Annotated in this window: 20 protein-coding genes; 17 read left to right on the top strand and 3 right to left on the bottom strand. The window is 56.0% G+C overall.

All coding sequences use genetic code 11. The annotated features are described in order from the left end of the window. The first annotated feature begins 18 nt into the window (after positions 1-18). Positions 19-1,365 carry an ABC transporter substrate-binding protein gene (locus GZH47_RS05750; RefSeq protein ID WP_162639123.1) on the top strand — a complete coding sequence of 449 codons (1,347 nt, stop codon included), beginning with the start codon at positions 19-21 and terminating at the stop codon, positions 1,363-1,365. Here GZH47_RS05750 and GZH47_RS05745 read toward each other — a convergent pair. Beyond that, positions 1,355-2,440, bottom strand: coding sequence for a coiled-coil domain-containing protein (locus tag GZH47_RS05745; RefSeq protein ID WP_162639122.1), 1,086 nt, complete (start codon positions 2,438-2,440; stop codon positions 1,355-1,357). The two genes, GZH47_RS05750 and GZH47_RS05745, sit on opposite strands and share 11 nt — an antisense overlap. 105 nt (positions 2,441-2,545) lie before the next feature. On the opposite strand from GZH47_RS05745, the gene GZH47_RS05740 reads away from it, so the two are divergent. Beyond that, on the top strand, positions 2,546-3,748 hold the full coding sequence (locus GZH47_RS05740) for a class I SAM-dependent methyltransferase (protein ID WP_162639121.1): 1,203 nt from the start codon (positions 2,546-2,548) through the stop codon (positions 3,746-3,748). Positions 3,749-3,837: 89 nt separating this feature from the next. On the opposite strand, the gene GZH47_RS05735 is transcribed toward GZH47_RS05740, so the two are convergent. Continuing rightward, entirely contained in the window at positions 3,838-4,074 is a 237-nt protein-coding gene (locus GZH47_RS05735; RefSeq protein WP_090638377.1) for a DUF2626 domain-containing protein, read from the bottom strand. Between the two features lie 268 nt (positions 4,075-4,342). Here GZH47_RS05735 and GZH47_RS05730 point away from each other — a divergent pair, with 268 nt between their 5' ends. The 6 genes from GZH47_RS05730 (at position 4,343) to GZH47_RS05705 (ending at position 10,996) form a co-directional block, all read left to right on the top strand. After that, on the top strand, positions 4,343-4,990 hold the full coding sequence (locus GZH47_RS05730; protein ID WP_162639120.1) for an RsfA family transcriptional regulator: 648 nt from the start codon (positions 4,343-4,345) through the stop codon (positions 4,988-4,990). Positions 4,991-5,133: 143 nt separating this feature from the next. Then, positions 5,134-6,069: a ketopantoate reductase family protein gene (locus GZH47_RS05725; RefSeq protein WP_162639119.1), complete on the top strand. Its 936-nt coding sequence runs from the start codon at positions 5,134-5,136 to the stop codon at positions 6,067-6,069. A 32-nt stretch (positions 6,070-6,101) separates the two neighbouring features. After that, a complete protein-coding gene (locus GZH47_RS05720; protein WP_162639118.1) occupies positions 6,102-6,497 on the top strand; it encodes a DUF3397 domain-containing protein in 396 nt (131 codons plus the stop codon). A 200-nt stretch (positions 6,498-6,697) separates the two neighbouring features. Beyond that, positions 6,698-8,329 carry a bacillithiol biosynthesis cysteine-adding enzyme BshC gene (bshC, locus tag GZH47_RS05715; protein ID WP_162639117.1) on the top strand — a complete coding sequence of 544 codons (1,632 nt, stop codon included), beginning with the start codon at positions 6,698-6,700 and terminating at the stop codon, positions 8,327-8,329. Between the two features lie 19 nt (positions 8,330-8,348). After that, complete coding sequence (locus GZH47_RS05710) at positions 8,349-9,617, top strand: adenosylhomocysteinase (RefSeq protein ID WP_162639116.1); 1,269 nt, start codon at positions 8,349-8,351, stop codon at positions 9,615-9,617. 218 nt (positions 9,618-9,835) lie between these two features. Continuing rightward, a complete protein-coding gene (locus tag GZH47_RS05705; RefSeq protein ID WP_162639115.1) occupies positions 9,836-10,996 on the top strand; it encodes a DUF4349 domain-containing protein in 1,161 nt (386 codons plus the stop codon). A 36-nt stretch (positions 10,997-11,032) separates the two neighbouring features. On the opposite strand, the gene GZH47_RS05700 is transcribed toward GZH47_RS05705, so the two are convergent. Beyond that, complete coding sequence (locus tag GZH47_RS05700) at positions 11,033-11,320, bottom strand: hypothetical protein (RefSeq protein ID WP_162639114.1); 288 nt, start codon at positions 11,318-11,320, stop codon at positions 11,033-11,035. A 289-nt stretch (positions 11,321-11,609) separates the two neighbouring features. On the opposite strand from GZH47_RS05700, the gene mraZ reads away from it, so the two are divergent. From mraZ to murD, 9 genes are all read left to right on the top strand, one after another. Next, entirely contained in the window at positions 11,610-12,047 is a 438-nt protein-coding gene (mraZ, locus tag GZH47_RS05695; protein WP_162639113.1) for a division/cell wall cluster transcriptional repressor MraZ, read from the top strand. A gap of 63 nt (positions 12,048-12,110) precedes the next feature. Next, complete coding sequence (gene rsmH / locus GZH47_RS05690) at positions 12,111-13,046, top strand: 16S rRNA (cytosine(1402)-N(4))-methyltransferase RsmH (protein ID WP_162639112.1); 936 nt, start codon at positions 12,111-12,113, stop codon at positions 13,044-13,046. 73 nt (positions 13,047-13,119) lie between these two features. Further along, positions 13,120-13,524, top strand: coding sequence for a septum formation initiator family protein (locus GZH47_RS05685; protein ID WP_162639111.1), 405 nt, complete (start codon positions 13,120-13,122; stop codon positions 13,522-13,524). A 9-nt stretch (positions 13,525-13,533) separates the two neighbouring features. Next, a complete protein-coding gene (locus GZH47_RS05680; RefSeq protein WP_162639110.1) occupies positions 13,534-15,783 on the top strand; it encodes a penicillin-binding transpeptidase domain-containing protein in 2,250 nt (749 codons plus the stop codon). Positions 15,784-16,031: 248 nt separating this feature from the next. Then, on the top strand, positions 16,032-17,972 hold the full coding sequence (locus tag GZH47_RS05675; protein WP_162639109.1) for a stage V sporulation protein D: 1,941 nt from the start codon (positions 16,032-16,034) through the stop codon (positions 17,970-17,972). 107 nt (positions 17,973-18,079) lie between these two features. Further along, positions 18,080-19,576, top strand: coding sequence for a UDP-N-acetylmuramoyl-L-alanyl-D-glutamate--2,6-diaminopimelate ligase (locus GZH47_RS05670; RefSeq protein WP_162639108.1), 1,497 nt, complete (start codon positions 18,080-18,082; stop codon positions 19,574-19,576). Further along, on the top strand, positions 19,573-20,979 hold the full coding sequence (locus GZH47_RS05665) for a UDP-N-acetylmuramoyl-tripeptide--D-alanyl-D-alanine ligase (protein ID WP_162639107.1): 1,407 nt from the start codon (positions 19,573-19,575) through the stop codon (positions 20,977-20,979). The genes GZH47_RS05670 and GZH47_RS05665 overlap by 4 nt, the downstream gene beginning before the upstream one ends. Positions 20,980-20,994: 15 nt before the next feature. After that, the gene (gene mraY / locus GZH47_RS05660; protein ID WP_162639106.1) at positions 20,995-21,951 is read left to right on the top strand and encodes a phospho-N-acetylmuramoyl-pentapeptide-transferase; all 957 of its coding nucleotides are present in this window, start codon (positions 20,995-20,997) and stop codon (positions 21,949-21,951) included. A 1,144-nt stretch (positions 21,952-23,095) separates the two neighbouring features. Then, complete coding sequence (murD, locus tag GZH47_RS05655) at positions 23,096-24,532, top strand: UDP-N-acetylmuramoyl-L-alanine--D-glutamate ligase (RefSeq protein ID WP_162639105.1); 1,437 nt, start codon at positions 23,096-23,098, stop codon at positions 24,530-24,532. Positions 24,533-24,547: the final 15 nt, after the last annotated feature.

The following is a 24,547-nucleotide window of genomic DNA, read 5'->3' as shown; positions in this document are numbered from 1 at the left end:
ACGGCGAGGAGGGATGGAGTGTCCCGTAGAAAAGCGGTCGTTTTGCTATTAAGCGTCTTTACGATATGCGCGGCTTTGCTTGTTTCGATGAATGGCAAATCCGGCTTGCCCATTACGCCTTCGGACGGAGGGACACCTTCCAGCCAGCAGCCGCAGGTCGATAATGGCGACGACTTAGAACCAAAGACACTTTCGATTGCCGTCTCCATGGACGAGTCGGAATTTCAATATTGGATCAAGAGCAATGAACGATTTCAGCTTACCCATCGGAATATCACGATTAAAATGACGAATATTCATGGCCAGGATGCCGACGAAGCGCGAAAAACCGCATCCGAAGCCGGCGAGCCCTTCGACGTCATGCTGCTCGATAATGACCGCGTGCGCGAGTTTGCCATGCAAGGCTACTTGCTTCCCGTCGACGAAATCGTAACCGGCGATTCTGCCGCAGACATATTGGAAGCGCTCACAGGAATGGTGAAGTGGAACGGCTCGCTGTGGGGCGTTCCGATAGACAGCAATCCGCTGCTGAACGTATGGTCGAGGAAACTGCTCCATCTCGCCGGCGTCCAGGAACCGCCCAAAGATATGGAGGCGTTCAAGACCGTTGCCGACGCATTGTCGGAGCTTCAGCCGGGGAATTTCAGCCCGTTTAATCTGAATACGTCGAATCCGCGCGATCTGTCCGCTTGGCTGGGTCTGTTCCCGGAGAACGCGGCAGCCGCGGCCGAATTGTCGCCGTTGACCGCCAGCCAGAAGCAGCAGCTTCATTATGCGGCGGAACATGGGAAGGAACTGCTTCGTTTCAATCCGCTGCTGCAGAAGGAGCAATTGCTCCACGCGTTTCGTTCGGGGACGCTGCTCAGCGCCGTGATTTCCTGGACGTCGTATTTCACGATGACGGATGACGAGCGTTCGCTCCTCGCAATCGGATCGCCTAAAGGTCCTGTCGTGCGGAGCGATGGCCGCAGCTTCGTGCTGACAGCGGAGACGGACAAGCTGGCCGAAGCGCGGGAATGGATTCAAGACATGACGGATTCGGACGCGCAGCTCGACCGCTACCGCCTGTTCGGCTGGCTTCCGGCACGCGTCTCCGTCATGACGGGAGAATTCGAGTACAATGCGATCGCGGACCGTCCGCCGCACTTTCTGGCCCTTATGCTGAAGGATCCCGCTGCAACTCCGGATCCGCCTTGGCGCGAACGCTGGATTCGGTGGACGGCGCTCAGCGCTTCGCTTGGCGGCAACGTAAACGCATTTATGGCGGAGCAAGCCAGCCGGCTGATCACGGAATGGAACGGCGAGCCGGAGACGCCGCAAAAAAACGGCGCCGAAGCGCCGCCGGAACATGAAACTATAGACTGATCGAAAGCTTGATGATTAATTTGCCGTCTTGTACTGCCACCGATTTGGCTTTGACGAAAGAGACGATGTCGGAAGGCGAGAAGCCGAGATCGAATTGCTTCTCCAGCTGCTGGCGCGTCGTATCCGGCAGCGCCAATCCGTTGAAGATCAGCTCGTCGACATGGAAGAGGATGGCGCCGTTCTTTTCCAGCGTGTAATGCCCGGTCAGCTCGACTTGGAGATCGTCTTTTTTACCGGTAATGACGACTTTGTCTTGCTGGAAAGCGAAAGCGAAATTATCGAAAATGTTGTCTTGTCCGCGCAGGAAGTCATTTAACTTATCCGCGGGAATCGACAAGGTGTAGTTGAAGCCGTCGATCTTCAGCATATCCTTGTCTTTCTCGACCCACGAAGGGATTTTATTCATCGCCTTGGATAAGGCTTTAAAATAGCGATTGACCTCGACAAGGCCGACATTCTGCCAGTAGTCGGTGTAATCATCGATCAGCGAGCGCAGCTTGTCTGCATCGGAGCGCCCGTTCAACGTGGAATCGACTTCGCTTTGCAACGCGGAGACGCGGTCGCGCTGCGTTTTCAGCCGCGTCTCCACCTCGTCGAGCTGGGCGGACTGCTCGTTCAGCGAGGTGATGTTTTTCTTAAGCGCCTTGTATTGTTTCGTATAATCGTTCAAAGTATCTTTGTCAGAAGAGAAGATATAGTCGAAGTAGTCCATGACAGTCAGGAGCCCGGACAAATTTCGGGCGGACAGCAGCGCAGTCAACAACACATCGCGTTCTCCGGTATAATAGGCGCGCAGGACCTGACCGGCATTCTCTCGCTTCTTGGCGATGGCATCCTCTTGCAAGGCGAGTTCGGCTTGAGAGGACTTCAGCTTGGCTTGAACTCCGGCCTGTTCCGTTTGAATCCGCGTAATTTCCTTGTCGATTTCAACGACGGACAGGCTTTTCTCCAGCACGCTTCGAGTCTCTTCGTCTTGCGGGACTGCGGGTTCGGCGAGCGCGGGATAGATCGTTAGCCAGCCGGCGAGCGCGAATACGGCCAGCGAGACGGTCCAGCGGCGTTTCGTTCCTTGCACGGTCGTCCCCCTTTCGGGCAATTTTGCATGCACTACTATATGCGTATAATAGTTCTATTATATCTGGTGCCTTTAATTTTGTCCCAGGTTTGGAGGATCATGGCGGTGGGTAACACGAAACGGCTGGCGTCGGCCATAGGCGATGCAATTAAGCTCAGCGATCGAAGCGGGTGGGTAGATTCAACTTCCCCGGCTAGCGGCGAAAGGTACGCCGCGATTACGTTTCATGATTATATGGCGATGTGCTTATACGATGAGATAGACGGCTATTACAAGAGCGGACCCGTTCGCGTGGGAAAATCCGGCGACTTCTACACGAGCTCCGGCATCGGTTCCATTATGGGGATTAAGCTTGCGGGATACGCCGCGAAGCTCGCCGCAGGCCAGGCGAGAGCGGTGACGATCATGGAGTGGGGAGCAGGTACTGGCGCTCTGGCCAATCAAATGCTGACGGCATTGGAGGAGAGTGATGGCGGCGATGGTCCGCCATGGCTGGCAGACGCCCATTACGTGCTCGTGGACAGCAATCCAGTCCATCTGGACGAAGCGCGGAGCACGCTGGCCGGCCGGGCGATGGGCGATGCCGGCTTGGCGCCAGCCCTTTCGTTCATGCAACCGGAAGAAGCGGAAGCGTATCTTCGCGAAGTCGGGAACGAGCGGTTTGCAATCGTAATCGGCAATGAATTGCTGGATGCGTTCCCGGTTCATCGGGTCGTTCAGCGGGAAGGCGCGTTATGGGAACTTGGCGTAACAACGTCAAATGCAATTTCGGCAGCAGCCGATTTTCGCTATGTCCATATGCCTTTGTCCGACGAACGGATTCCGGCGGTTCTGGAGAGGGACGGAATCCAGCTTCGCGAGGGGCAGATCTTCGAAGTGAATCTGAACGCGGAGCAGTGGATCGTGAAACTGGCGCGGTTCATCCATCAAGGCAGCCTCGTGCTCATCGATTATGGCCACGAAGCGCTCGAGCTTGCCGCTCCTCACCGCATGCGCGGCTCGCTGCTGTGCTATAAAGACCATGTCGCGCGGGATGAACCGTTTCTGGAACCCGGGAACCAGGATATGACCGCTCATGTGAACTTCACCTCATGCCGGGCCGCAGGCACGGCAGCGGGCTGGAGCTTGCGTTATTACGCAACGCAGAAGCAGTTTCTCGTCGATGAAGGACTGCTGTCGGAGCTCACCGGGCACGACGGCACGAATCCGTTCGGCGAAGCCGCGAAGCGAAACCGCGCCATTCGGCAGCTGCTGCTCAGCGACGCCATGAGCGAGACGTTCAAGGTGCTCGTGCTGGACAAATCATAAACGCGAACCATCGAAAAAAGGCTGTTCCGGAGAGCTTGTCTCCAGGAACAGCCTTTTGGCTATTTTTTGAAAGTGGAATGTCCGTATATTTAGAATGGGTTCCCCATTACAAATACCGTCCAATACGTAAAGCCGACGAACGAGATAAACATGTATCCCCAGAACATCAGCATGTAAGTTCTTTCGGAAAAGTTCAAATAGCCTAACAGGACAAATACAGCGGTTTGGATAAAGAACAAGAGTGCCATCTCGTTCATATGTCCTGCAAACGCCATCAATGCGATTACAAGCGTCCAAAACCCGAGCACTCGGAACATGCGTGCCATGATTTCTCCCCCTCTCGTCAGTCTAGACCCGATTTCTATTGCCCATTATAACGTTTCAGGTAACGACTGTAAACTGTTTCAATCGTGACGAATTGGCAAACTTTTTACCTTGCCGGCACGCGATATGACAAGTTTGCTTCAATTTGTGAAAAAACATGTATGAGCCTAAAAAAAAATGGATATACAAATTAGTATCCGATAGATTCTATGAACTCTACCAAGGGCATAGAGATAAAGTAAGCGCCTAATGTTGGGAGGTTTTGGTTGCATGACAGCAGTGAGACAAGATGCCTGGAGCCCGGATGACGATCTTATCCTGGCCGAGGTCACGCTGCGGCACATTCGCGAAGGCAGCACGCAGCTAGCCGCATTCGAAGAAGTAGGAGAGCGGATCGGCCGTACGTCGGCGGCCTGCGGATTCCGCTGGAACAGCTGTGTTCGCAAACGCTACGAGGATGCCATTCAAATCGCGAAGCAGCAGCGCCAGAAACGTAATTATATGAAAAAGCAAACGTACGCTGCAGCCCCTCACGTTTCCTCCATTCATGTCGTGGATACCGAGGAACGCGTATACAAGAACGATCCGCTGACGGAAGAAACGTTGTCGATCGATTCCGTCATCCGGTTTTTGCGTCAATGGAAAGGTACGTACCAAGAGTTGAATCGTCAAATCAAGACGCTCGAGCGCGACCTGCGCGAGAAAGACGACGAGCTGCACGAACTGCGCGAAGTCAACGAGCGCTTGTCGCTTGAAGTCAACAACGCGCAAACCGACTACCGTGCCGTGAACGACGATTATAAAACGCTCATTCAAATCATGGACCGCGCCCGCCGCCTTACCGTCTTGACGGAAGAGGACGAAGCGAAACCGAGATTCAAAATGGACGCCAACGGCAATCTGGAACGCATCGAATAACAAGTTTCCGAATAAACGGCTTGCCCTCTACTTGCGGCGGCACACTTAAAATCTCTCCGTACCTATCAGGGCGCGGCGGGATTTTTTAGTTTGTTTCTGATACGATAGCCGTATAACATCATTACGTTAATCGAGGTGGGCGCATGAAAATCATGATCGTCGGCGCCGGCGCGCTGGGCCTCTTGTACGCGGCAAGGCTTGCCGAGGCGGGGGAAGACGTTCTGTTATTAACGCGAACGGACGAGCAGGCGCAGACCTTGCAGTCGGAAGGCCTTCTATATAAAGATGTCACGGGGATCGAACGGCTTGTCAAGATTCCCGCGCAATCCGCGAACCGGTACGCGGATTGCGAAAGCGTGCACGCGTTTGCCGCTGACTGGATTCTGCTAACCGTGAAGCAGCCGGATGTCAACGAGACGTTATTCCATGTCCTGCGGCGAGCGGCTGCCTCGGGGGCGTCGATCCTCGCGCTTCAGAACGGCGTCGGTCACTTGGAGCGGCTGCGGGAAGCGCTGCCGGCTGCGTCGGTATATGCGGCCATTACGACGGAAGGGGCGCTTCGGCCGGATTTGTGCGCCGTTATCCATACGGGAACCGGACTGTTGACGTTCGGCGGGTGGAGCGAAGACGAGAAAAACGATGCTAAACCGCAAAAAATGTTGCTTGAAGCGCTGATTAATGCAGGAATTCAGGCCAAACTGTCGAAAGAGATGAAAGATCAAGTTTTCCTAAAGTTGTTAATTAATGCGGTCGTTAATCCGCTTACCGCTATTTTTCAAGTCAAGAACGGCGAGCTGCCTCAGGACCCCTACCGCTTGAAAATCATGCGAGCGCTCCATGACGAAAGCGAGACGATTCTGCGTGCGGCCGGGATGGCATCCGGGGACGACTTATGGGAACGGCTGCTCGGCGTATGCGCCGCGACGGCGGCCAACGAGTCTTCCATGCTGCGGGACGTGCGCGCAGGACGGGTAACGGAGATCGACTGGATCAACGGCGGAATCATCCAACGGGCCAAGCGTCTCGGCATGCCGTCGCGAATGAACGAAGCCGTAATAGCGCTGGTAGAAGCACTTTAGACTTCTTAATCGTTCTGGAGGAGGAGACGGAGATGCAGTGGATTTGGGAAAGCTTCAAGCATATCTACGCCATCTTGGCGGTTCTTCCCGTCATTCCGTTTCTGCTTGTTTATTTCGGCTATGCCGCCTTCACGGGCGATCGCAAGAAAGCGTTTCGCATGGCGATGGACGTGACGACGGCGTTATTGATCGGCTGCGTCGCGGTGCTGTTCAATCGGGTTTTCAACAGCCACTTCGGGCTGTACGGCATCATGCTGGTCCTGCTGCTAGGCGGAGGACTGCTGGGCAATGTCCAGTATCGCGTAAAAGGAAATCTCAACATGCCCCGCATTATGCGGGCCATTTGGCGGCTCGGCTTCTTCTTAATGAGCTTCTGCTATATCATCCTGATGATGATCGGTCTCGGAAAAAGCTTGTTTACAGTCTGACGCCTGACCGCTCACCCTCCTTGACAGGGGGGTGTTTTCCATATAAACCATCCTCTGGACGCGGTCGTTCATCATCGATCGGCTTCAATAGAGGTTTTTCTTATTTTGACGGTTACCGAAACAATGTGTACAATAAATGAGAAAAAACCGCACTCCATTATTAGCTTGTAAACCGGAGAAAGAAAGGTAGAGACTGCCCGATGAAAACAGTGCAGATCGAGCTGCCTTTCAGTCAACCGATCGCCGAAGCTTACATAAAGCGAAACCACCCCGGGATTGAAGCGTTATTCGGCAGTCATCCCGCTGAGGAAGCGCATTGGCACCGACGCTTGAATTGGCTGAAAGCTCATGCAGACAAACGTGTTGAGCCTGAACGTCTTGCAGAGGTTTTGCTGGCGTATAATAAACGAATGAATGATCACCCTGCGGTGATGGCGAATATCGAAGCCATCCGGTCAGGCGCGCCGGTCGTCGTCACCGGTCAGCAGGCCGGACTATGGACGGGACCGCTGCTCGTTATACATAAAGCCGTTACGGCGATCGCAGCAGCCAAGGATGCGGCGCGGTTGACGGGAACGGAGATTGTCCCCGTGTTTTGGATCGCGGGAGAGGACCACGACTGGGATGAGGCGAATCATGCCTTTATTCGCAGCGGGGAGGCCGAGCTGACCCGCATTGCCGTACCGCGTCCGAAAGGAGGACGGACATCGGTGAGCCGCACGAAGCTGGAGCGCGCCGAGCTGTCGGATTCGCTGAAGCGCCTCAGCGCGTCGCTGCCCGATACGAATTTCAAGCGCGAGCTGCTGGAAACGCTGGAAGGTTTCGCGGCGCGCTGCGACGATTTATCGGACTGGTTCGCGCTCGCCATGGGCTGGCTGTTCGGCAAATACGGCCTCGTGCTGCTCGATTCCGATCATCCCGACATTCGCGCGCTGGAAGCGCCGATGTTCGTGCAGCTTCTTCATCGCAACGACGAGCTGGAATCGGCCTATATGCGCGCTGCCGGCGCGCTGCGGGAGCTCGGCTACGAGCCTTCGGCGGATGTCGCCGAGAACTGCGCGAATGTCTTCCTCTTCGAGGAAGACGAGCGGACGCTGCTTTACAAGCAAGACGGTGATTTCCGCAATCGCAAGGAAACGTTCCGGATTTCCCGCGAAGAGCTGCTTCGCATTGCGGAGCAGGAGCCGCAGCGGCTCAGCAACAATGTACTTACGCGCCCGCTGATGCAGGATTATTTGCTTCCCGTGCTCGGCGCCGTTCTGGGTAACGGCGAAATCTCCTACTGGACGCTGACGGGTGAAGCTTTCCGCTGTCTCGGCATGGAAATGCCGCTCATTATTCCTCGGATGTCTTATACGCTCGTCGAAGGCGCGACCGAGAAGCAGATGGATAAATACGGCCTGTCCTTCGCGGACGTCATGACCCGCTACGAATCGCACAGAGCGGCTTGGCTGAAGGAGCGGGACGAACTGGACATCGAGTCCCGTTTCGAAGAAGCGAGAACGCAGTTCGAGACGATATACAACCCGGTTATGGGCATGTCCGCTTCCATCGAGAAAGGTCTCGAAGCGCTTGCGGCCAACAATCTTCGCCGAATCCAGGATCAAATCTCGTATTTGGAGAAGCGGACAAAGGAAGCGCATGCGAGGCGTTTCGAAGCTGCCTTGCGGCAGCAGGACGGCGTCGCGCTGGCGCTGTGGCCGAACGGTCAGCCACAGGAGCGGGTACTGAACATGACGGATTTCTGGAACCGCAGCGGTTCCGCTTGGCTCGAGAAACTGCTCGATGCGCCGTACGACAGATCAGGCGGCCATCATTTGATCTATTTTTAAACCGAGAGGAAGTGGCACTATGACAGTGAACGCGAAGCAAAACAGCATCGTGCAAGATATGGCGCTTGCGCCGGAAGGCCATTTGAAAATCGACTGGGTAGCTGCGCATATGCCCGTTCTGAACCGCATCCGGGAACAGTTCGAGCAGGAGCAGCCGTTCAAAGGCTTGAAAGTAGCCATCGCGCTTCATTTGGAAGCGAAAACCGCTTATCTGGCGAAAGTCGTTCAAGCCGGCGGCGCAGAAGTGACGATTACGGGCAGCAATCCGCTGTCGACGCAGGACGACGTGTGCGCGGCATTGGTCGAAGACGGCATTACCGTCTTCGCCAAATACAATCCGGAGCCGAAGGAATTCAAAGAGCTGATGATCAAGGCGCTGGAAACGAAGCCGGATCTGATTATCGACGACGGCGGGGATTTCGCATCCATTCTTCATTCGGAGCGTCCGGATCTGATGGCGCAAATTCGCGGGGGAGCGGAAGAAACGACGACCGGCATTATCCGCCTGAAAGCCTTGGAGAAGGAAGGCGCGCTGAACTTTCCGATGGTCGCCGTGAACGATGCCTACTGCAAATATTTGTTCGACAACCGCTATGGCACGGGTCAGTCCGTATGGGACGGCATCAACCGGACGACGAATCTGGTCGTTGCCGGCAAGACCGTCGTTGTCGTCGGCTACGGCTGGTGCGGCAAAGGCGTTGCGATGCGCGCCAAAGGTCTGGGCGCGCAGGTCATCGTGACGGAGATCGACGCGATCCGCGCCGTTGAAGCGCATATGGACGGTTTTACCGTCCTGCCGATGATCGAAGCGGCCAAGCTGGGCGACTTCTTCGTTACCGTAACCGGCAACCGTGACGTCATTCGCGGCGAGCATTACGAAGTGATGAAGAACGGCGCGATCCTGTCCAACGCCGGTCACTTCGATGTGGAAGTAAACAAACCGGAGCTGGAAGCATTGTCGACCAGCAAGCGGGTCGTTCGCCGCAATATCGAAGAATATCAGTTGAAAGACGGACGCAGCATTTATTTGCTGGCGGAAGGCCGTCTCGTCAACCTCGCCGCGGGCGACGGACATCCAGCGGAGATTATGGATATGACATTCGCGCTGCAAGCGGTCTCGCTGAAGTATGTCAACGACAACTACAATACCATTGGCAAGAAAGTCGTCAACGTGCCGTACGAGCTTGATGAACAGGTCGCACGTTATAAGCTGGAAGCAATCGGTACGGGCATCGACAAGCTGACGGAAGAACAGAAGTCGTACCTCGACAGCTGGCAGGAGCACTAATTGCACCAACAGCACCAACAAAACCGTGAACAGTAAGAGCTGAACAGTAAGAGCACCAGCTGCACCACTCAACTATTAGAGCGTATATGCGCGAAACGCGGAAGCCCCTTCGAGATGAAGGGGCTTCTTTGCTTTATTCGTGACGCCAAGCAACATTTGGAAATCCGATCTCGTTAGGAGAAGTGAGTCCGATAAAAGCAAATATAGGGGGTTGTTCCATGCAAGGGTTAGAGACAAAGAATCGATGGAACGGCAAGAAAGCAGGGTTGGCGCTCGTCGGCATGCTATTGTTGGCGTGGATGCTGTCGGGTTGTTCGGCGGGAAACAGCAATAAGGACGGCGGCGCGGCAGACACGGCTAACGGAAACAGCAATACGATGATGAAAGAGTCGGCTTCCATGGCGGCAGCGACGGACGATGCCACGGCTAACGCTCCAGCCGCGCTTGTGAACAGCGCCCAGTCGTCCAGCGCGGATGAAGCCAAGTCGGACGGGGCCAATGCGGCAGTGCCGCAAGGATCGGCCGAAGCCGCGACAGGGGCGGCTTACTCGCCAGCTGCGGATATCGCCGACCAAGGCTTCGATCGCAAGATCGTCTACAGAGGCAACGTAACGATGGAAGTAAAAGCGTATGATGAAGCGCAGACGGCGCTTCGCGATCTCATCCATCTCTCCGGCGGCTATCTGCTTAATTTCGCCGATCAGAAGACGGCGGCTGAACGAGGCGGCACCTACACGATCAAGATACCGGCATCCGGTTTCGACGGGTTCTTGAACGGCTTGGAGAAAATCGATCATGTGAGCTATCAGAGCAGCGCGAAAGGGACAGACGTTACGGAAGAATACGTGGATCTGCAGGCGCGTCTGAAAGCGCGGCAGGTCGTCGAAACGCGACTCCTCGACTTCATGGCGAAAGCGACGAAAACAGCAGATCTGCTGCAAATTTCGAGCCAGCTCGGGGACGTTCAGACGGAAATCGAGCAAATCAAAGGCAGAATCCGGTATTTGGACAATAACGTCGCTTTCTCGACCATCGATCTCCGAGTATATGAGACGTTGAAAGCCGTCGAGCCGGCCAGCGTTGCGAAGCAGGATTTGGGGCATCGCATTTCGGATGCCGCAAGCAGCAGCACGGAGGTTATGTATGCGTTCTTGAAAGGCTTGATCGTCGTAATTGCCGGCGCTTTGCCGGTGTTGGCGGTGCTTGCGGTAATCGGCATTCCGGTTTATGCGTTCTATCGGAACGTCAATCGAAAGCGGATCTTGGAGCGCAGGACCCCGGTGCCGAAGCTGCCGGCTCCAATAGCGGGCGAACCGACTACGGCTGCGGCGGCAGCCGACGACGAAGAGACGTCGGATGGCGGGGAAGCCAATAAATAAGAATAGAAATCGATCTTCAAGCAAAGAGCTGAATCTCTAGTCGTTCGCGACACGGGGATGCAGCTCTTTTTGCTTGTCCGCGGCGCAGCGCTCGCCGGCGCGCCGCATGGCGCAGGCGATGGACGCCTTCTTCGCCATGCTCCGGCGCTCCTCGGCTGCGGCGGTCATGAATTGCGGATCACGCGCCAGCGCGAGCAGCGCCTGCTCGCTTGCGGCTGCTGCATCGCTGTCATTGCCAAGCACATAGTGCGCCACCTGATAGCAGTATTGCTCTTCGTTTCGGAGCAGGGTGAATCTATCGTGCAAGGCGGTAGTGCCGTTCATGGGCAGGCCCCCTGGATGGTTCAGTATTCTTGGCGAAATCGTTGCGGACCGGCCGCACGCATCATTCCGGTAGAGCGATGAGTGAAACCCGCACATTTTCTGCCGACTTCAGTTTACACGATCCAATACAGGAAAAGGTTTCAAATTTGTAACAAGATTAATCCCCTAAATTATTTTGGGGAAATCGTGGAAGTCAAGCAGGAAATAGTTTCTCGGTGGCGAATACTTGAACCCTAGTGGTGAAAAGTGGGGCGAAGTGGTGGAAATAGGGGGAGAGGTGGAGCGGTCAATGTTCATGGGCGAATTTCAACATAGCATCGATGACAAAGGCCGCATCATTATCCCCGTTAAATTTCGCGAACAGCTTGGCGAGCACTTCGTCGTCACCCGAGGACTTGATAACTGTTTGTTCGTTTACCCTGTCGGCGAGTGGAGCCAGCTGGAGCAGAAGCTGAAGTCGCTGCCGATGATGAAGTCTGATGCGCGGGCGTTTTCGCGTTTCTTCTTCTCCGGTGCCACGGAATGTGAGCTGGACAAACAGGGAAGGGTAAACTTACCGAATACGCTCTGCGAATATGCCAAGCTGGAGCGGGATTGCGTCGTGCTCGGCGTTTCGAACCGGGTGGAAATTTGGAGCAAACCGATTTGGGAGAGCTACTTCAAACAGTCCGAAGAAACGTTCAACGAGATCGCGGAGAAGCTTGTGGATTTTGATTTTAATTTTTAGCCGATTCTCGGGTGAAAGGTTCAACGAGAACGGCGGCTACCTTAGAGCCGGGAGGATAACATCATGTTTCAACATATAACGGTGCTCAAGGAAGAAGCGGTTGACGGACTTGCGATTAAACCGGATGGCATTTATGTGGATTGCACCTTGGGAGGAGCCGGTCATAGCGAGCTCATCGCTTCGCGGCTTGGACCCGGCGGACGTCTTATCGCGCTGGATCAGGACGATTGGGCGCTAGACAACGCAAGAATAAGATTGGCGGCTTATATGGATCGCGTCACACTCGTGAAAAGCAATTTTCGCTACTTGGCGAAAGTGCTGCGCGAACTGAACATCGACGGCGTAGACGGCGTCCTGTTCGACCTCGGCGTTTCGAGCCCGCAGCTTGACGAAGGAGAACGAGGATTCAGCTACAATCATGATGCTCCGCTCGACATGCGGATGGATCAAGACGGCATGCTGACGGCGAACGATATCGTGAACACTTGGGACGAACGGGAAATTTCCCGCATCATAACGAATTACGGCGAAGAGAAGTTCGCCAGATCCATTGCCCGCAAGCTGATTGCGGCCAGGGAGAAGGCATCGATCGAGACGACCGGCGAGCTGGTCGAAATTATCAAATCCGCCATTCCGGCGGCAGCTAGAAGGACGGGACCTCATCCCGCGAAGCGGACATTTCAAGCGCTGCGCATTGCGGTAAACGACGAACTGGGCGCGGAGGAAGCGGGACTTGCGCAGACGGTCGACGTGCTTAACCCGGGCGGAAGAGCGTCGGTCATTACGTTCCACTCGCTGGAGGACCGCATTTGCAAGCAGCTGTTTGCGAAATTTGTTGAAAAATGCACCTGTCCCCCTGATTTTCCGATGTGCGTCTGCGGCGGAGGAAACGGGAAGCTGAAGCTGGTGACCCGCAAGCCGATCGTGCCGAGCGAAGCGGAATTGGAACAGAATCCGAGGGCGCGTTCTGCCAAGCTGCGCGTCGCGGAGAAGCTGTAACGTAGACTAGTCAATCATGAATGGACACATAGAGCAATGAAACATGAAGCATGAGGAGAGAGAGGAATCGCTAATGGCCTATATAAATGGAAATCTCGCCATGCAGCCGAAGCGTAAGCCGGAGCAGAAACCTTCTTATCGCGAGACGAAGAAAATCGTGACCAAGCGCAAGTCGATCCCCATGCAGGAGAAGCTGTTGTACCTCTTCACGATTCTTGTATGCGTCGTCGTAGCGGGGGTAATTATTTTCCGTTATGCGCAAATCTATCAGATGGAGCAGCAAATTTCGACGTTGACCGCCAAGCAGGCTAGGCTGGAAGAGCAAATCGCCGATTTGACCTCGCAGAGAGAAGTGGCGAACGATCCGGCTACGATCAAGAAGAAAGCCGAAGAGTTGGACATGGTGATGGGTGACGAGAAAAATAAAGTCACGGTGCCTGCGTCAGCTGACAAGACGCCGGTTGCAAGCAAGGATTAGGTGAAGACAATGACAAAACGAATAAAACTACGCACGCTGCTGGTCGGAGGGGTTATTACCCTCCTTTTTCTTTTCCTCGTCGGCCGCATCTATTGGGTGCAGGTCGTCAAGGCGGATTTCTGGACGGAGAAAGCGAAAGAGGTCTGGGCGAGGTCGGATAAGCTCATTCCCGTGCGAGGCACGATATCGGACCGCGACGGCAATGTGCTGGCGATGGATGTTACTGCATATTCGGTTGCCGTCAATCCGCAGATCATACACGATTTGAAGCTCGAGGACGTCATCGTCAATAAGCTGAGCTCGGTGCTCGGCGTGACGCAAGACTACGTTCGGGGCGTTGTGGAAGCAAAACAGGATAACGGGACGTTCTACAAGCAGCGCGAGCTGCACAAAGGCGGCTGGAAGATCGATAAGGCAGTCGCGGATCGGATCGTCAAGTTCCGCGAGCAATTGATTGAACAAGCGAAGCAAAAGGACGTCGGCATCTATTTAATCGACGAGAAGAAACGGTTCTATCCGAAAGGCTCGCTTGCTTCCCACGTTCTTGGCTACGAAGACAAGGAAGGGAACGCGGTCATGGGGCTGGAAGCATCGCTGGACAGCCAGCTGCGCGGCACGGAAGGGCAGATCAAGTACGAGCGGGACGGCAACGGCATCATTATCGATAACGGCAACGTGGACATCAAGCCTTCGGTTGACGGGAAGAACGTCAAGCTGACGATCGACGTCGACATTCAGCATTATATCGAAGACGCGCTTAAAGAGGCGAACGACAAGTATCAGCCGAAGAGCATTACGGCGATTGCCGCCGATCCGCAAACGATGGAGATTCTAGGGATGGCCAGCTTGCCGACGTTCAATCCCAATTCGTACTGGACGGTGCCGCCGGGCAACTTCTACGATAATGCCATCAAGGCACTGTACGAGCCGGGCTCGACGTTCAAGATCGTGACGCTGGCGGGCGCGGTTCAGGAAAATATTTTCAAGCCCAATGATCAGTACAAGTCGGGTTCGATCAGGGTGCCCGGTTATACGATCCACGATATCCATCAGAATTGGGGAACGATCACGTTCCTGGAAGGCTTGAAACGATCCAGTAACGTGGCTTTCGTCAAACTGGGCTATGAGGGACTGGGTCCCGACAAGCTGATGAGCTACATCAACGACTTTGGCTTCGGCAAGAAGACCGGCATTGAATTGCCCGGCGAAGTGGCCGGCAGGGTCGACCCTCATTATCCGTCCGAGTATGCGACCGCCGCGTTCGGTCAAGGCAAGGTGCAGGTAACGCCGATCCAGCAGGTCGCCGCCGTCGCTGCCGTTGCGAACGGAGGCAAGCTGCTCGTACCGCATCTGGTCAAAGAAATCGACGATCCGGTAACGAAGACGTCGGTTGTTACGAAGCCGCAGCTTGTGCGTCAAACCATCACCGAGAAGACGGCCGACCAGGTCGACGAATATTTGGAGCAGGTCGTATCTGACCAGAAGGTCGGTTCCGGCAAGAATGCCTATATTGAGGGTTATCGCGTAGCCGGAAAGACAGGTACTGCACAGAAGGTTATTCCGGGCAGCAATAAGTATGCCGACGGCAAATACGTGCTCTCGTTCATCGGCTTTGCGCCGGTCGGCAATCCGAAGGTCGTCCTCTATATCGTCATGGACGAACCGAACGACCGGCTTGCTTCCGGGGGCTCGGCGGTCGCGCCGATCTTCAAGCAGATCATGCTGCAGAGCCTTCGTCATCTCGACGTTCAGCCCATCCGGACGACAACCGACGACGTTTCGGAAGACGGCCCTGCGAAGGAACTGACCGTCGCGGTTCCGGACGTGGCGAAGCAGACGCTGGCAGAGGCGAAGAAAAGTTTGGACAGCAAGAAGCTGGGGTATGTCGTCGTCGGCACGGGCAGCTCGGTGTTGAAGCAAATTCCGAAAGCGGGCTCTGCCGTCGGGCAGGACCAGAAGGTCTACTTGCTGACGCAGGAACAGAGCAAGCTGACGACGCCGAACATGAGCGGCTTGCCGCTTCGCGACGCGATGCAAATATGCGCGAACCTGCAGCTCCGCTGCATCGCGAGCGGTGAAGGCTTCGTCAAGTCGCAGACGCCGGCGAAGCTGAACGGCAATGCCGTGCTGACGCTCAATCTGGCGCCGCCTGACGAAGAAATGCTGCGGCAGTCCGACAAGAATGCCGAGGACGGCGACGGCGATAGCGCGGGCGGCACGGGAAGCGCAGGAAGTTCAGGAAGCAGTTCAAAGAATTAGGCAGTCATATCGACAGTCATATAGGCAGCCATATAGACAGTCATAGACAATCATAGACAGCCATCGTCGATTTAAGCGCGCAAATCAGCGTTGAACGATCAGCGGCAAAAAGCAGGTATAAGGACGGCGATAGCCGGTTCTCCCGGGGGGATAGCTTGTTCTATCCCTCTTTCTTTGCGAATAGGCTTGGATTAGGAAACGGTTGGACGAACGTTCCCGTTTCACGAGCCTTTTCGGAGGGATGACAGATGAAGGTTTCCAGCGTAACGATTAGGCGCCGGTTGTTCACGGCGCTTCTCATTGGCGTTCTTGCATTCACGTTTTTGGCAGGCAGGCTGGGCTATGTGCAGTTGTGGAAAGGCGAAGAACTCGCAGCCAAAGCGGAAGATTCCTGGCGCAGGGAAATTCCGTTTGCCGCCAAGCGCGGCGAGATCATGGACAGAAACGGCAGCTTGCTTGCGTATAATATTAGTTCTCCGACAATTATGGCGATTCCGGCTCAAGTCAAGGATAAACAGGCTACTGCGGCCAAGCTTGCCGCCGTTCTCGGCATGACGGAAGATTCCGTGTTCAAGATGATCACGCAGAAACAGCTGATCGTCTACATCAAGCCGGGCGGTCGCAAGATCACGACGGAGAAGGCGCAGGAAATCAAAGATTTGAATCTGGAAGGCGTCGTTGTCGCGGAAGACAACAAGCGGTACTACCCGCTCGGCAGCTTTGCCTCCCATGTGCTTGGCTTTACCGGCGTGGACAATCAAGGTCTGACCGGCATCGAAGCCAAATACGATGATCTGCTGCAAGGCATCAACGGCAACGTTTCTTTTCTATCGGACGCCAAGGGCGACCGCATGCCGGGGGCATCCGATACGTATTCGGCGCCGAAGGACGGACTGAACCTGGAGCTGACGATCGACAAACAGATCCAGACGATCATGGAGCGCGAGCTCGACCAGGCGATGGTCAAGTTTCAGGCTGACGATATCATTGCAATCGCGATGGATCCCAATAACGGCGAGATTTTGGGCATGGCCAGCAGGCCGTCTTACGATCCCGCGAAGTACAAGGAAGTCGACCCGCAAATCTATAACCGCAACCTGCCGATCTGGATGACCTACGAGCCAGGTTCCACGTTCAAGATTATTACGCTGGCAGCGGCATTGGAGGAAGGCAAGGTGAATCTGACGCAGGATCATTTCTTCGATCCCGGCGCGGTAGAGATCGGCGGCGCGCGTCTGCGCTGTTGGAAGAAGGGCGGCCATGGCAGCCAAACCTTCCTTGAAGTCGTGCAAAACTCCTGCAATCCCGGCTTCGTCGCCCTAGGCAACCGGCTTGGCAAAGACAAGCTTTTCGAGTATATTAAAAACTTCGGCTTCGGCAAGAAAACGGGCATCGATCTTGGCGGCGAAGAGAACGGCATCATGTTCAAAATGAGCCAGGTCGGCCCGGTCGAATTAGCTACGACGGCGTTCGGTCAAGGCGTATCCGTGACGCCGATTCAACAGATTACGGCTGTTTCAGCAGCGATCAACGGGGGTACGCTTTATAAGCCCCATGTAGCGAAGGAATGGATCAATCCGGAAACGGGCGAAGCGGTCAGCACGGTCCAGCCGGAAGTCGTCCGCAACGTCATCTCCGATAAAACGAGCGCGGAGGTCCGCAATGCACTGGAAACCGTCGTCGCGAAAGGAACGGGACGCAACGCGTTCATCGACGGCTACCGCGTCGGCGGCAAGACAGGTACCGCCCAGAAGGTCGTCAACGGCCGTTATTCGCCGAACGAGCATATCGTTTCGTTCGTTGGCTTCGCGCCGGCGGACAATCCGAAGATCGTCGTTTACGTTGCGGTCGACAACCCGCAGGGCATTCAATTCGGGGGCGTCGTTGCAGCGCCGATCGTCCGCAATATCATGGCCGACGCCCTTCCTCATCTGGGCGTGCAGCCGAGCACGAAGCAAATCAACAAGGATTACAAATACGGCGAGACGCCGATCGTAACCGTCCCGAATCTCGTCGGCAAAACCGTTTCCGATATCTATGAAGATCTGAACATGAACTTCAACCTGAGTTCCGCGGGCAGCGGCGATACCGTCATCCGACAGTCGCCGGCGGCCGGGACGCGCGTCGACAGAGGGTCAACCATCCGCATATATTTAGCGAAAGACGATGATGAAAGCGAAAAACCCTGACTATAATGAGTAGTGAGATTCGATAGTTGGCGTAGGCTGCGCATAGTGCCTGCCGCCGCTTCGGCGGCTCGCACAGCCTGATCTGCTCATGGGAGGGGACCATTGCGATGCGGGTGGAACAGTTGGCTTCACTGCTGCTTACGGCTGTCCTTGTCGGAGAAGGGGAAACGGAAATTACCGGGATCGAGGTCGATTCCCGGAAAGCCGGAGCGGGAGATCTATTCATATGCATAAGCGGCTTTAAAACCGACGGGCATCATTATGCCGCCGGGGCCGTTGCAAACGGGGCGGCAGCCATCGTCGCCGAACGGCAGCTGCCGGATATTCCGCCTACGGTACCGCAAATCATCGTCAAGGACAGCCGTCACGCGCTGGCCGTCATTGCGGATTATTTTTACGGACAGCCAAGCCGCCGATTGAGGCTGATCGGGGTGACGGGCACGAACGGCAAGACGACGACGACCTATTTAATCGAACGGATTTTACGGGATGCCGGCTATTCGCCGGGCGTTATCGGAACTGTGGAAATGCGGTACGGCGGCCAAGCGCTGCCGATGTCGGGCACGACGCCGGATGCGCTGGAGCTGCAGCGTTCCTTGCAAGCGATGACGGAAGCGGGCGCGGATTACTGCGTCATGGAAGTGTCGTCGCATGCATTGGAGCAAGGCCGGGTGAAAGGCTGCCGGTACCGGACGGCCATCTTCACGAACCTGACGCAGGATCATCTGGACTATCATGCAACCATGGAGCGTTACGCCGCCGTCAAAGAATTGCTCTTCAGCCGGCTAGGCAACGAATTCGCTGCTGCTCCCAAGGATCGGCTGTTCGCGGTGTTGAATGCCGACGATCCCGTATCCCAGGGCTATGCTGGCGCCACGGTGGCGGAAGTGATTACGTACGGCGTGGATCGCGATGCCGACGTTCGCGCCTCGAATGTGCGGATAACGGCGCATGGAACGGCATTCCGCGTGGATACGTTCGCGGGGTCTGCCGACATTACGCTGAAGATGGCGGGCAAATACAATGTCTACAATGCGCTCGGCGCGATCAGCGCAGCGCTCATCGAAGGCATAGCGATTCAACAGATCAAAGGAAGTCTCGAAGCGCTGCCCGGCGTGCCCGGACGTGTGGAAGCGGTAAACGCAGGTCAGCCGTTCGCGGTCATCGTCGATTACGCGCATACGCCGGACGGGTTGGAGAACGTGCTGAAAGCCGTCAAGGAATTCGCCGTTGGCCGGGTCATCTGCGTCTTCGGCTGCGGCGGCGACCGCGACCGGACGAAGCGTCCGCTGATGGGCAGCATATCGGCGCGTTATGCCGATTACAGCCTCATTACCTCCGACAATCCGCGCACGGAGGATCCGCTCCGGATACTAGCCGACGTGGAGGCGGGCCTGCTGCAGGACGGCGTCGCGAAGGACCGTTACGAGCTGCTCGCAGATCGCCGCGCCGCGATTCAAAAAGCGGTTGAAATGGCGAGCCGTGACGATGTAGTATTAATTGCGGGGAAGGGCCATGAAACCTACCAGGATATATGCGGCGTCAAAAGCGATTTTGACGACCGGGAAGTGGCCAAAGAAGCGATAAGGAGTCTTTCATTGTGATCAAACGACCATTAAACGCCATTGCCGCCCTATGCGGCGGCACGATGCTGAACGATAACGGCGGCGCCGAAATAATCGGCGTCTCTATTAATACCCGAACATTGAAGAACGGACAGCTGTTCGTGCCGATTCTGGGCGAACGGGTGGACGGACATGATTTTGTCGCGGATGCGCTGACTGCCGGCGCCGGCGGGGCGCTGTGGCAGCGGAGCGTAGCGGTGCCGGACGTCCTGTCGGATGCGCCGCTTATCCTCGTTGACGACACCGTCGAGGCGCTGCAGCAGCTTGCGGCGAATTACCGGGACGGACTCGAATTGCGTGTGGTCGGCGTAACCGGCAGCAACGGCAAGACGACGACGAAGGATATGGTGGCGGCGTTATTGTCGGGTTCGTTCCGCGTACATAAGACGGAGGGCAACCTGAACAATCATATCGGTCTGCCGCTGACGGTGCTCGAGCTGGATGAGACCGTCGATGCCGTCGTGCTGGAAATGGGCATGAGCGAGTTCGGCGAGATCGATTTTCTGACCCGGCTTGCCAAACCGGACGTCGCAATCATTACGAACATCGGCGACTCGCATATGCTGCAGCTTGGTTCCCGCGCCGGAATCGCGAAGGCTAAGCTGGAGATCGTCGCAGGTCTGCGACCAGGCGGATTGCTGCTCATGAACGGTGACGAGCCGCTTCTGCATGAAGGGGTTCGTTCCGTGCAGCTGCCAGATGGCGTGGACGTGCAGACCTTCGGTCTTCAAGACGGAAGCCGCTGGGTAGCCGATAACATCTCCGTGGATGCGACATCGTCCATGTTCGACGTGAAGGGCGATGCGGAGCTGCAGCGCGTCTTGCTTCCTGTCGCAGGCAGGCATAACGTGTCGAACGCGCTGGCAGCGATCGCTGCGGCGAAGAAGCTCGGCGTGCCGGCTGACGTCATTCGTAAAGGCTTCGAGCAGCTGAAATTGACGAGCATGCGCATCGAACCGAGCATGGCCCATAACGGTGCCATGGTGCTGAACGACGCCTATAATGCGAGTCCGACTTCAGTCCGCGCCGCGATCGACGTTGTCGACGGCCTGCAGGGCTATCGGCACAAATGGCTGGTGCTCGGCGACATGCTGGAGCTTGGACCGCAGGAGAACGAGATGCATGGCGAAATCGGCGCTTACATCACGCCTTCCAAAGCGGATGCCGTGCTGACATTCGGCGCCATGTCGCAGCACACGGCAGCGGCGGCCGCGAAGCAGTTTGCGGCAGCCGGCCTGGAGGAGCGCGTTCGCGCCTTCGAAGACAAACAACAATTAGCGGAATGGCTTCTGGCGCAGCTTCAGCCGGAGGATCTCGTACTGGTGAAAGGATCGCGCGGCATGCGTATGGAAGAAGTCGTCCATGCGTTGCAGCGTGGGTAGGGGTGAAAAATAGATATGGACGTTAAGGTCATTCTTCTGTCAATCGGAGCTTCCTTTATGCTTGCGGTCTTATTCGGACCTTTGTTCATCCCGTTGCTGAGACGTTTGAAGTTCGGTCAGACGATTCGCACCGACGGCCCTCAGAGCCACTTGAAGAAAACCGGCACGCCGACGATGGGCGGCATTATTATTTTGCTCGCGGTGCTGCTGGCCTTCTTGAAATTTTCGGACAAAACGAACGAGTTCTGGGTGCTGCTCATCGCGTGCCTCGGCTTCGGTCTAGTCGGTTTTCTCGATGATTATATCAAAATCGCTTTCAAGCGCTCGCTCGGCTTGACGGCGTCGCAGAAGCTGTTCGGACAGCTGTTGTTCTCGGTCATTATTTGCGTACTGCTTCATCATATGCATCACAGCACGACCATCGGGATCCCGGGCACGTCGACGGAGATCGATTTCGGCTGGTTCTACTATCCGTTCATCGTCATCATGCTGTTCGCCACGTCCAACGCGGTCAACTTCACGGACGGCGTGGACGGCTTGCTGGGCGGGACAGGCGCCGTCGCTTTCACGGCGTTCACGATTCTCGCGCTTCATGCGAGCGAACATGAGTCGGCCGTCTTCTCAGCAACGATGATCGGCGCGCTGCTCGGCTTCCTGGTATTCAACGCGCATCCGGCGAAGGTATTCATGGGCGACTCGGGGTCGCTCGGAATCGGCGGCGGCATGGCGGCCGTCGCGATCTTAACCAAAACGGAATTATTGCTTATCATCATCGGTGGCGTCTTCGTACTGGAAATGCTCTCGGTTATTCTGCAAGTCGGCTCGTTCAAGCTCAGAGGCAAGCGTATCTTCAAAATGAGCCCGATCCATCATCACTTCGAGCTGTCCGGGTGGGGCGAATGGAAGGTCGTAACCGTCTTCTGGTGCGTCGGTATCGTGTTCGCGGCGATCGGCGTGTACTTGGGCCGGTAACGTGTGAATGATGGGTGATGGGTGATGGGGGGCGTGACCTGCGGTCGGTAGGAGTCTCCAATCGCTGTTGTAGTTCAGATTTCTTTGATTATATAAGTGAGTTTAGGTTGAAATCTGACTACAAAGGCGAACGCTGACGCTTTTCCGACTTCCTACCGACCTCCGGTCACTTTCTATCACCGTTTTTTTAAAGCTCCGTCAAGGAACAAGGCAGCGCAGCTGCCGACAACCAACTTCAGCTCGCCAACATGAGAGTGTGTTCCGTTAGGGACAAAGCGGGCAACCCGCAAGACGCAGCAGACTAAGCGCCTCTGTGGGCCAATCGAACGTCAAGACGAAGTCATAACAGGTAGTACTAAGTTCCGCCAAGGAACAAGTCAACGCAGCTGCCGACAACTAACCTCAGCTCGCCAATATGGGAGCGTGTCCCGTAAGGGACAAAGCGGGCAACCCGTATGAAGCAGCAATCTAAGCGCCTCTGAGGCCCAAACGTTCGTCAGGACGCAGTCACAACAGGTAACACAGGCGTTAAAGTCTGTCCCGCAAGGGACATCGAGCCTACGGCAGCACCTGAGCAGGAGCGTCTCTGTAATACCAACGTTCCACCATCCAGGTGTCCAGAGGGTGGAACCCTCGGGGTCCCCCTTTCCAAGGGGGATAGTCTTAAGTTTTAGTGATAAGTTTCTGTCAGGCGCACCAAAAGTAAAGTCTGTCCCGGAAGGGACATCGAGCCCTACGTCGCACTTGGGCAGGAGCGCCTCTGTAACACCAACGTTACACCATCCAGGTGTCCAGAGGGTGGAACCCTCGGGGTCCCCCTTTCCAAGGGGGATAGTCTTAAGTCTTTGAGTTAAGCTCCTGTCAGGCACACCAAACGTAAAGTCTGTCCCGCAAGGGACATCGAGCCCTCCGCCGTACTCGTGCAGGAGCGTCTCTGTAACGCCAACGTTACACCATCCAGGTGTCCAGAGGGTGGAACCCTCGGGGTCCCCCTTTCCAAGGGGGATTTAGGGGGATGCTCCTCAGATTTAGGGGGATGTCATGTCCCTCAGATTTATGAAAATAATATGAAATAAAATTAAGGGAGCGCTGAGGGCAACGCCCTCACTTCCCTCTCCAAGAGGTATGACAAAGGAGTGAAAACATGAATCACCCATCCTTATACAAGGATCAGAAGGTTATCGTACTAGGTTTAGCCAGAAGCGGGGTCAGCGTCGCAAAGCTGTTCCATAAGCTCGGCGCGAAGGTCACCGTCAACGATATGAAGGATCGCCAATTATCTCCCGAAGCGGACGAGCTGGACGCTTTGGGCGTTTCTGTTATTTGCGGCAGTCATCCGGAAGACTTGATCGGGCCGGATACGGCGCTGGTCGTCAAAAATCCGGGCATCCCGTATTCTTCGCCGCCGGTGAAACAAGCCATCGAGCAAGGCATCGAAGTGGTGACGGAAGTCGAGGTTGCTTGTCTGATATCGCCGGCGCCGATCATCGGCATCACGGGTTCCAACGGCAAGACGACGACGACAACTTGGATCGGCGAAATGCTGGAAGCCGCCGGGCTGAAGCCCATTGTGGCGGGCAATATCGGCACGCCGTTATGCGAGGCGGCGCAAGTCGCGGAACCGGACAATTGGATCGTCGCGGAGCTCAGCAGCTTCCAGCTGAAAGGCACGACGGATTTCCGGCCGCGCATTGCGCTTCTGCTCAACATCGTGGAAACGCATCTGGACTACCATGGCGGCATGGAAGATTACAGCGCGTCCAAAGCCAAGCTTTTCGCTAATCAAACGCCGGAAGATACGGCCGTGCTGAATGCAGACGACCCTGCATGCCGGGATTTGATGCATTCGGGCAAGCTGCAAGCGCGCGTCATTCCGTTCTCGACGACGCAAGATCTGACGTACGGCTTATGCGTCACGCCGCCGTATCCGGTAGACCTTACCGAGCCGGTCGGCGACGCCGAACGGCGGATTGTCTGGCGTGACCGGGAGGGCGGCGAGCGCGAGATCATCGGCGTCGCAGAACTCGGCCTTCCGGGCCGCCACAATACAGCGAACGCACTGGCAGCCATCGCGGCATGCCTGGCTGCTGGTGCGTCCGCAGGGTCGCTGCTTGAGCCGCTGCGGCAATTCCGCGGCGTAGAGCACCGGCTTGAATACGTCTGCGATCGCAATGGCGTAGCGTACTATAACAATTCCAAAGCGACCAATTCGACGGCGACGATCATCGCGCTGCGTTCCTTCGCGCCGCGGATCGTGCTGATCGCGGGCGGGCTGGACCGCGGGTCGGATTACATGGAGCTGCTGCCGCATTTCCGCGACCAGGTGAAAGCCGTCGTCGCGCTCGGCGAGACGCGCGGCAAGATCGCGTCGGTAGCGGAGCTGGCAGGTTTAACGGCTATCAAAATCGTCGAACCTGAAGAGGATGCCGAGAGCACCCTCCGCCTTGCGGTTCAAGAAGCGGCAAGCCTCGCTGAACCGGGTGACATCGTTCTGCTGTCGCCGGCCTGCGCAAGCTGGGATATGTTTAAATCCTATGAGACGCGGGGGAGCATTTTTAAGCAATCGGCGCATAACTTGTAAGTAGGGGGCTTGTCC

The sequence above is a fragment of the Paenibacillus rhizovicinus genome, from assembly GCF_010365285.1.
Classification (GTDB): domain Bacteria; phylum Bacillota; class Bacilli; order Paenibacillales; family Paenibacillaceae; genus Paenibacillus_Z; species Paenibacillus_Z rhizovicinus.
The sequence above is the reverse complement of the archived record's forward strand: the minus strand, read 5'-3'. Positions and strand labels throughout refer to the sequence as shown.

What these genes read in the sequence shown, in the direction of transcription:
- GZH47_RS05735 (WP_090638377.1), bottom strand. Translation starts at nt 4,074, where the DNA reads ATGGCACGCATGTTCCGAGTGCTCGGGTTTTGGACGCTTGTAATCGCA.
- GZH47_RS05730 (WP_162639120.1), top strand. Translation starts at nt 4,343, where the DNA reads ATGACAGCAGTGAGACAAGATGCCTGGAGCCCGGATGACGATCTTATC.
- GZH47_RS05725 (WP_162639119.1), top strand. Translation starts at nt 5,134, where the DNA reads ATGAAAATCATGATCGTCGGCGCCGGCGCGCTGGGCCTCTTGTACGCG.
- GZH47_RS05720 (WP_162639118.1), top strand. Translation starts at nt 6,102, where the DNA reads ATGCAGTGGATTTGGGAAAGCTTCAAGCATATCTACGCCATCTTGGCG.
- bshC (WP_162639117.1), top strand. Translation starts at nt 6,698, where the DNA reads ATGAAAACAGTGCAGATCGAGCTGCCTTTCAGTCAACCGATCGCCGAA.
- GZH47_RS05710 (WP_162639116.1), top strand. Translation starts at nt 8,349, where the DNA reads ATGACAGTGAACGCGAAGCAAAACAGCATCGTGCAAGATATGGCGCTT.
- GZH47_RS05705 (WP_162639115.1), top strand. Translation starts at nt 9,836, where the DNA reads ATGCAAGGGTTAGAGACAAAGAATCGATGGAACGGCAAGAAAGCAGGG.
- GZH47_RS05700 (WP_162639114.1), bottom strand. Translation starts at nt 11,320, where the DNA reads ATGAACGGCACTACCGCCTTGCACGATAGATTCACCCTGCTCCGAAAC.
- mraZ (WP_162639113.1), top strand. Translation starts at nt 11,610, where the DNA reads ATGTTCATGGGCGAATTTCAACATAGCATCGATGACAAAGGCCGCATC.
- rsmH (WP_162639112.1), top strand. Translation starts at nt 12,111, where the DNA reads ATGTTTCAACATATAACGGTGCTCAAGGAAGAAGCGGTTGACGGACTT.
- GZH47_RS05685 (WP_162639111.1), top strand. Translation starts at nt 13,120, where the DNA reads ATGGCCTATATAAATGGAAATCTCGCCATGCAGCCGAAGCGTAAGCCG.
- GZH47_RS05680 (WP_162639110.1), top strand. Translation starts at nt 13,534, where the DNA reads ATGACAAAACGAATAAAACTACGCACGCTGCTGGTCGGAGGGGTTATT.
- GZH47_RS05675 (WP_162639109.1), top strand. Translation starts at nt 16,032, where the DNA reads ATGAAGGTTTCCAGCGTAACGATTAGGCGCCGGTTGTTCACGGCGCTT.
- GZH47_RS05670 (WP_162639108.1), top strand. Translation starts at nt 18,080, where the DNA reads ATGCGGGTGGAACAGTTGGCTTCACTGCTGCTTACGGCTGTCCTTGTC.
- mraY (WP_162639106.1), top strand. Translation starts at nt 20,995, where the DNA reads ATGGACGTTAAGGTCATTCTTCTGTCAATCGGAGCTTCCTTTATGCTT.
- murD (WP_162639105.1), top strand. Translation starts at nt 23,096, where the DNA reads ATGAATCACCCATCCTTATACAAGGATCAGAAGGTTATCGTACTAGGT.